At 38.6% G+C, this 7262-nt stretch carries 8 protein-coding genes; 5 read left to right on the forward strand and 3 right to left on the reverse strand.

What is annotated here, in order from left to right; all coding sequences use genetic code 11:
* Positions 1 to 104: 104 nt before the first annotated feature.
* A complete protein-coding gene (locus EI164_RS13410) occupies positions 105 to 1940 on the forward strand; it encodes a DUF4209 domain-containing protein (protein ID WP_192520442.1) in 1836 nt (611 codons plus the stop codon).
* A gap of 11 nt (positions 1941 to 1951) precedes the next feature.
* On the opposite strand, the gene EI164_RS13415 is transcribed toward EI164_RS13410, so the two are convergent.
* Positions 1952 to 3031 (reverse strand): hypothetical protein, encoded by a 1080-nt coding sequence (locus tag EI164_RS13415; protein ID WP_109590305.1) that lies wholly within the window; start codon positions 3029 to 3031, stop codon positions 1952 to 1954.
* A gap of 111 nt (positions 3032 to 3142) precedes the next feature.
* Between EI164_RS13415 and EI164_RS13420 the strand changes: the two genes are divergently transcribed.
* From EI164_RS13420 to EI164_RS13435, 4 genes are all read left to right on the forward strand, one after another.
* Positions 3143 to 4030, forward strand: coding sequence for a competence protein CoiA family protein (locus tag EI164_RS13420; protein WP_170108268.1), 888 nt, complete (start codon positions 3143 to 3145; stop codon positions 4028 to 4030).
* Positions 4031 to 4075: 45 nt separating this feature from the next.
* Positions 4076 to 4606 carry a Holliday junction resolvase-like protein gene (locus EI164_RS13425; RefSeq protein ID WP_225739299.1) on the forward strand — a complete coding sequence of 177 codons (531 nt, stop codon included), beginning with the start codon at positions 4076 to 4078 and terminating at the stop codon, positions 4604 to 4606.
* A 72-nt stretch (positions 4607 to 4678) separates the two neighbouring features.
* Positions 4679 to 5881: an AAA family ATPase gene (locus tag EI164_RS13430; RefSeq protein WP_192520443.1), complete on the forward strand. Its 1203-nt coding sequence runs from the start codon at positions 4679 to 4681 to the stop codon at positions 5879 to 5881.
* Positions 5882 to 5893: 12 nt separating this feature from the next.
* Positions 5894 to 6403 (forward strand): hypothetical protein, encoded by a 510-nt coding sequence (locus tag EI164_RS13435; protein WP_192520444.1) that lies wholly within the window; start codon positions 5894 to 5896, stop codon positions 6401 to 6403.
* A gap of 89 nt (positions 6404 to 6492) precedes the next feature.
* Here EI164_RS13435 and EI164_RS13440 read toward each other — a convergent pair whose 3' ends face one another.
* Positions 6493 to 6918, reverse strand: a complete 426-nt coding sequence (locus EI164_RS13440) for a hypothetical protein (RefSeq protein ID WP_075101647.1) — start codon at positions 6916 to 6918, stop codon at positions 6493 to 6495.
* A 17-nt stretch (positions 6919 to 6935) separates the two neighbouring features.
* A complete protein-coding gene (locus tag EI164_RS13445) occupies positions 6936 to 7151 on the reverse strand; it encodes a hypothetical protein (protein WP_192520445.1) in 216 nt (71 codons plus the stop codon).
* Between the last annotated feature and the right edge of the window lie 111 nt (positions 7152 to 7262).

Below are 7262 nucleotides of genomic sequence, written 5' to 3' on the forward strand. Positions count from 1 at the left end.
CTTCTATGTCAATTATGGCTATGTCTGATGCCAGCATACTTTTTAGAACACCACCTAAAATTTATTTGAGTACAAATTATTTATAAAAAACAAGGAAAGTATTAATGTCAGATTTTACTTTATGCTCCGCTACTGAGTTTATCAATCATAGCAATCTGAACATTAATGATCCATTTGAGTTTGGATACTCCTCTATATCTGTAGCTTACTACAAGCAAGCGAACTTGGAACGAGAACAAGGTAATGAAGCTTTAGCTCATGCGTTACAGCTTGCCTCAGATATCTGCTCAATGGCAATCAATCCAAGTAGTCCTAACGACCCTTTTAAAGCTGGTACAACTTACTCTGATGGAAATACTATTCAGCGATCAGCAATCCCAGATGATTTAACAAGCGAACAGCTAGATTTCATAGCAGAAGTTTATACTGATATAACAGACTCAATGATCAGAGCTCGCTTTGCTGACATACTCTGGTTACGCGCAAGTCCAAGAAAAGTCGATTACGCACAAGCTGCTATAGAAAGCTATATGCAACTTCCGATCGACCCTGAGACATGGCATCCTGATATAAAACAGTGCTGGGAGCGGTGTATTCAGTTAGCTAGACAGACAAAAGATCGTCAAAAAATGCAAAGTATCGAGTCAATACTAAAAATTGCTTTTGAAAAACATTATTCAAATAGCCCTTTTATGAATCTCTGGCTTGGTGAAATGATTGGACGTCATCATCTGCTTAGAGATGAGTTGACAAGAGTTGCAGAAGAGCTATATGGTCATGGCATAAATCTCTTAAATTCAAACAACTACTGGCAAGCTCGTGAACATCTTGATGTAGCTGAAAAGTTTTTTAAAGCTCAACAAGAAGATGATAAGTGGCTAAACTGTTTGCTTTTATCAGCTGAATGCTTCGTACTTGAAGGCGACTCTCAAGTAACGAATAATATTCAAGGTCAAATGGCTGCTAATCATAGCTATGAAAATGCTTTGCAGGCTTATCGAAAAGTTCCAAAAGTAAAGAGAAGTTTGTACGATGTTAATGAAAAGATGGATTACGTCAGAGATAAGATTATTGAAACAGGTCACAACATATTAGATGAAATGCCTGTTTTTCAGCTACCTAGTGTTGATATAACTGATACCGTTAAGGCGTCTATAGAGCATGTATCAAACAAGCAAGATCTAAATCATGCTCTACTGTGTTTTACTGGCTTCCCCGCCCCTATCTATAAAGACCTGCGATCTCAAGCCTTAGAAAGTCATCAACAGTATTTCCTGAGTAGCTTGTTTAGTAGCATTCATTATTCTGGAGATGGACGAGTTACTGCTAAAACTCCAGCATTAGGTCTTGATTACAAAACAGAAGAAGAAAGCGAACCAGCAATATTTAATAAAATGATTCAAGACTTTCAATTAAACATGCAGTTTATGGTGCAAGGAAGCATTGTCCCAGCGTTAAATCAAATTCTTATGGATTTTAGAGTAACAAAGGAGTACTTAATACAGCTATGTGAACTTTCACCTATAGTTCCTGAAGGTCGAGAGTATCTTTTGGCTAGCGCTTTATGGAGCGGTTTTGAGCACGACTTTAGAAACAGCATTCATTTACTTGCTCCTCAAGTCGAACATATAGTGAGAATTTGTTTAAAAAATAATGGCGTTCATACTACCACTATTGGTAAAGGTGGTATTGAAAATGAAAATGGTTTATCAACATTGCTCAAGCATGAGCAAGCTGAGGAGATATTAGGTGAAGACCTACTGTTCGAATTAAAAGCTGTCTTCACCGAATCTATTGGCGCTAACTTACGCAATGATGTTGCTCACGGTTTATTGGATGATCAAAGCTCTGGCTCTCAAGTATCGGTTTATGCATGGTGGATGATTTTGAGATTGGTAGTTAGGTCGCTATTCGACCCTAACACATCTAATATTGAATAAACTGTTTTAGTCTAAAGTCTAAGTGCGTCATTTACAGAATAATCTGGTACACCCAAAAAGTACCCCTTCATCGTCATCCGATCAAAGCTATACACATGAGCATGAGGCGCTTCTTTACAGCGTCCTACTAGCGGCTGCTTTTGATCAGGTTTACCTTGCGCCAATATGATTGTTCCCGAACAGATGGGACAAGTAGCAGTAAATTCTGTCACTCTAGCGACGTTTAGCTTGTCTTTGTCCCTGTACATCTCGATGTCAGCATTATCAACATTCACGTTGGCAAAAAACATAGGTGCTTTGATCACACGATAATAAGGCAGCAAATATAAGGGCATAAAAAAATAGCGCCAGCTGATATAAGCAAAGGGTATCATTGCACTAAATAAAATAGCCTGCCACAAGCTAACTGTAGGCAAGTCATCCAGCAGTAAGAGCACCAAAAAGGCGTATATCGCTATTAAAACATCGAATACAAATACTGCCAGCAGTAGTAGCATGAGAGATACTCCTCTCACGCTCAACATTTTAAGCTCGCCTTGTTTAAAAAACAGATTGGTAAATGATGATGGTTTAACATCGGATGCAGCTTTGCGCTCGTAAGTGATACTGCTTATATCATCAACGCTTTCGATATCATTGTCAGTATCAACATTAACTAAAGCCGCCTCATTTATATTCTCTATTGCTTCATTTTCTAGGGCTCGAATATCCATCCATAGTAACGTCTTGTTTTTCGATCCGCCCCCTGAGGCCGATGTGACAATTATTGGCTCATACCCTAGATTGATAAATGCCTTTTTACAGTCCGGCTGATCATCAATAAATGCTTTTAAAGTCGCCTTTAACCTTGTCGTTTTAACTGCATTTTTAGCAGTCTGACTGTCTACGCTTGTTTCATGGATATTTTTTGCTTTGGCATAAATTTGCTGTCTTGATAGCTTTTCGGGCTCAAACGCTTCATCCGAATACTCAATTTTTCTTAGCTGTTCACTGACGATAATGTTTAAATACTTATCCCAAAGCGTATCACGAGGATAATTTAATAGCTGGTCATGCAATTCATTGAATACTACTAAATGCTTGTTTTTCATATAAATATACCGATTAAACCCCTATTAACATCCCTATAGCAGCCTGTTTTAAAGCTAAATTTCATCGCATAGTTACCTCACTCCTAACCAACTAACAAGAGGATGGTAACTATGTCAATGTCAATCGCTGTTAATGAGCAAAAGCAAATCGTCAATGTTAAGCAAGTCGAGCGAGGGCTAGCTTGTATGTGTTTTTGCTTTGAGTGCGCGGAGCCTGTGGTGGCTCGTAAAGGTGAGAAGAATGAGCACCATTTCTCGCATCTAAGTAATAAAGAAAGCTGTACGATTCACCCTGAAAGTATCCTACACAAGTTTGCTAAGCAAGTCATTATGGTAGAGAAATATTTAACACTACCAGCACTACCTGATGATGAACACAATGAAGAAAAAACATGGCAGTTTGATCATTTGGTCACAGAACAAGCTATTGGCTCTATACGACCTGATCTAGTAGCGACTATCGATGACGAAATAATGTTTATCGAGGTGGCAGTAACATCATTTATCGATGCGGATAAATCTGCATTTATTAAGCAGCTTGGTATCAAGACAATAGAGATCGACTTGCGTGAGATTATTAAACAAGATATGGAGCTGCCAAGTACTGAAGCGAAAGACTACATTTTAGACTGTGTGAGTAATAAACAATGGGTATTCCCTGAAGCAAGTACTTTAACAGCACCTACTCTATCAGTTGAACCTACCTATAACTGCCAAACAATCACTGAAGAGGATGATAATGAAAGCTTTGATAAGGGCTATAGCACTTATCGCTTCACAATCAAGCACAGCTGGGTAGATGTGAGAGTATTTAATTCAGGCATGGTATCGGTGAAATGCGTGACCTATAACCACGATGTCATCGAAATATTAAAGCAGTGGCGTAACGAAGGCGGCGGCAAATATAACCAAAAATACAAATCATGGAATTACTTTAAGCCGTTTTCAGATACTGTCTTTGCTCGTTTGCAAGAAATGGATATGACGCCAAAGCAATAGCCAAAAGCCTAGCCACGTTTATTATATTTTACTTAGGAACCGATTATGAACAATACTATTTTACTACTCACTATACTTGTTGCTTTGGTTTTGCTGGTACTTGCCGTCCAAAAAATATTAGCGCAAAACAAAACTATTTTACAAAGCGAGCGTGATATCGCCAATATTCAAACCGCGATAACCCAGCAACAAGCTGATTTTGAGGTTGAGCTTGAACAAAAAGTAAAAGACGCTAAAAAGCGCTCTAATAACATGCAGCGTAACGTTCTAAAAGGTCAAATCGGTGAACAGTTCACGCCCTTCATCGCTGACTTTCCTTACAATCCATCTGATTGCCGCTTCTTAGGAGAGCCGATTGATTATATGATTTTTCAAAACCTTCATGCCTGTTCAGAAGGATTGGCTGATATAGAAGAAGTACAAATAATTATTGCTGAGGTAAAAACAGGTAATGCTAGACTTAATGCGCGTCAGAAAATTATCAAGCAAGCTGTTCAAAACGGTCAGGTCAGTTTCAAGGAGCTTCGAATCAAATATTGCGAGAACACTGAAAATATGACTGTTTTGACAAGCTAAACTATACTGCATGATCGTTATTTATGCTATCGTAGTCTATAAACCACAAAATATCGTTAAAAACGGCTGACTATGATTACCTATATTCGTTTCGATAATTTTTATTCTTACCCAGAAGCAACGGAAGTATCGTTTACGCTAGGTAAGCAGCCAACTGAGTCTAACTATGACTTTTATATTGATACTGAGCATGATCAGTATCGGCTCAATAAAGTCACAGCGATCTTAGGTGCGAATGGCTCCGGTAAGACGCAACTGCTCAAAGCAGTATCGTTTTTGCGCTGGTTTATTTGTGGCTCTACTAGTAGCCTTGATTCAGAAGACAATATCCCGTATAGCCCTTTTGCGCTGAACCAAAACAATACATCTGAATTTGAGATGGGTTTTTTACTCAAAAATACTGATGGTGTTTATGAAGAGTATCGCTATGAGCTAACGCTTAGCCAAAGCCGCGTGATCAATGAAGCGCTATATAAAAAGACCAGTCGCTTATTTAGCTACGTTTTTAGCCGTCACTATGATGGTGATGAGATGGTTTATAAGCATCGCAGCTTTGTCATCCCATCACTTGCAGATGACGTGAAAAAAAACGCCTCTTTGATCAGTTATGCCAATTTGCTTGATGAACCACTGGCAGAAGCAATCATTGAGATGTTGGAAGGCTATAAAACCAATGTCGTCTCAATGGGTAGGCTTGGCAGTCTTAGCCAGTCTATACCTGAGATGACTGAATTGTTTGCTAAGGATGATGGTTTAAAACAAACCGCTGAAAAGCTACTTTGTCAGTTTGATACGGGCATCGATGAAATTAATATAAAAAGCGTTATGATGGTCAATGAAGGAAAGCAGCAAGAAGTACTGCTGCCCTTTGGTGTTCATAAAGTCGGTGATGACTCATTTGAGCTTATGATTTATGAAGAATCTAATGGCACACAATCTGCTTATAGCTTGCTTGGCCTAATACTACCTGTGCTTAAAAATGGTGGCGTAGCTATTATCGATGAGCTTGATAACGACTTACACCCCCTACTATTACCCGCCATTTTTGATTTGTTTCGCTCATCGCATCATAACCCTCATAATGCTCAGCTTATTTTTAGTTGCCATACGCCCGAGGTGTTTAATTTGTTAAATAAGCATCAAATTTATTTGGTCGAAAAATACGAGCAGGCTTCAGAAGCTTGGCGGTTAGATGAGATGGAAGGGGTTCGTAATGACGATAACCTTTATGCGAAATATATGGCTGGCGCGTTTGACGCGATACCAAATCTATAAGGGGGTTGGGTTATGGCAAAGCGTAAACCTCGGTCAGTCAACAAAACTACCTTGCTTGTTATGGGTGAAGGTGAGCATGACAAAGCATTCTTGAGTCATATGAAAGGTATCTATCATGAAAGGCGCTCTGGCAGTAAAATTACTTTAGACTTTTCTAGTGGTGGCTCACCGCACGATATCATTAAAGATACAGTCAAAAAGAGCCGCCATGTTGGTTATGATAAAAAGTTTATTTTGATGGATAGCGACGTCCCTGTTAATCAACAAGATATTAAAGCCGCTAAAGATTCTGGCATTACAATCTTATATTCAAAGCCGTTATGCCTAGAAGGTATGTTGCTGAACGTGCTAGGCCAAAACACGCCCCATACTGCACAAAAATGCAAAAGTGCCTTACATCCACAATTGTCTGATAATCCTGCCCTACCAAAGAGCTATGAGCCTTTATTTGCAAAACCTGTACTCGATCAAAGCATTCATGCCACGATTAAACAGCTGCGCTCATTGTTAGGCAAGAAATAAACCGCCCTGCTCGCTAGAGTTAAGTAAATTAGTTTTTATTTTAGTAATATAGACTTATAGCACTAAATCGACTCAAGTATTTATTACTTTTAAAACTCAATTTTGTCGATGTTTGGGTCATTCATCGCCATTAATACCTGACCGGCTTCTTGAAGTGGTGAAGATTTAACCGTGTTTTCTATTGCGCTCATAGCCATCGTGATCAACTCAGGATTATCATTTTCAATCCCCTGATCAAGCCTTACGAACATCTCATCTATCACATGACGACGTTCTGCGAAGCGTTCTTTTAGATAAGACTCTAGAAACTCTCTTTGGTTATTGGACTTAGTAAGATGTACATTTTCCCATGCAGCTATCGCTTCACGTTTTGTATACTCAGTCTGACAGATAGTTTTATAATCTGCGTAAGCTTTAACTAGCATCTCAAACCCTTGATAAGCGCTAGAAGCTGGGTTTTTGGAACTTACCGTCTTAATAGCTTTCTTAGAGCTTGCTGTAATCACATCTTTCATAATGTTTATATTCCTTATTAGATTTCAAGATAGCCTTCACACTTGTAGCGAATATTTTGTACTGCTTCACCTTCATTATTTAAAAGAGGCTGATCTAAAATATTTTTTAGCGACTTACCTAAAGCAAGCATTGTCTGGAACGCTACTGGATCTGAATTATCATATACTTTGATTTTCTCAAAACGTTTAACCGTTTCGAGTAATACCATTTGAACTTCTAAAGCATTAGTCATGACAGCTTTGACGCCTACTTCCATTAATTCAATCGCGGCTATATTACAACTGCTTCTAATACCAAACCCAAAATATATAGTATAATCCGCTTATGACTATACCAATACATA

The organism is Psychrobacter sp. FME13, from assembly GCF_014861395.1.
Lineage (GTDB): Bacteria > Pseudomonadota > Gammaproteobacteria > Pseudomonadales > Moraxellaceae > Psychrobacter.

Excerpts from the sequence above, each read along its gene's own strand:
- EI164_RS13445 (WP_192520445.1), bottom strand. The coding sequence starts at position 7,151 with ATGACTAATGCTTTAGAAGTTCAAATGGTATTACTCGAAACGGTTAAA.
- EI164_RS13420 (WP_170108268.1), top strand. The coding sequence starts at position 3,143 with ATGTCAATGTCAATCGCTGTTAATGAGCAAAAGCAAATCGTCAATGTT.
- EI164_RS13425 (WP_225739299.1), top strand. The coding sequence starts at position 4,076 with ATGAACAATACTATTTTACTACTCACTATACTTGTTGCTTTGGTTTTG.
- EI164_RS13410 (WP_192520442.1), top strand. The coding sequence starts at position 105 with ATGTCAGATTTTACTTTATGCTCCGCTACTGAGTTTATCAATCATAGC.
- EI164_RS13435 (WP_192520444.1), top strand. The coding sequence starts at position 5,894 with ATGGCAAAGCGTAAACCTCGGTCAGTCAACAAAACTACCTTGCTTGTT.
- EI164_RS13430 (WP_192520443.1), top strand. The coding sequence starts at position 4,679 with ATGATTACCTATATTCGTTTCGATAATTTTTATTCTTACCCAGAAGCA.
- EI164_RS13415 (WP_109590305.1), bottom strand. The coding sequence starts at position 3,031 with ATGAAAAACAAGCATTTAGTAGTATTCAATGAATTGCATGACCAGCTA.
- EI164_RS13440 (WP_075101647.1), bottom strand. The coding sequence starts at position 6,918 with ATGAAAGATGTGATTACAGCAAGCTCTAAGAAAGCTATTAAGACGGTA.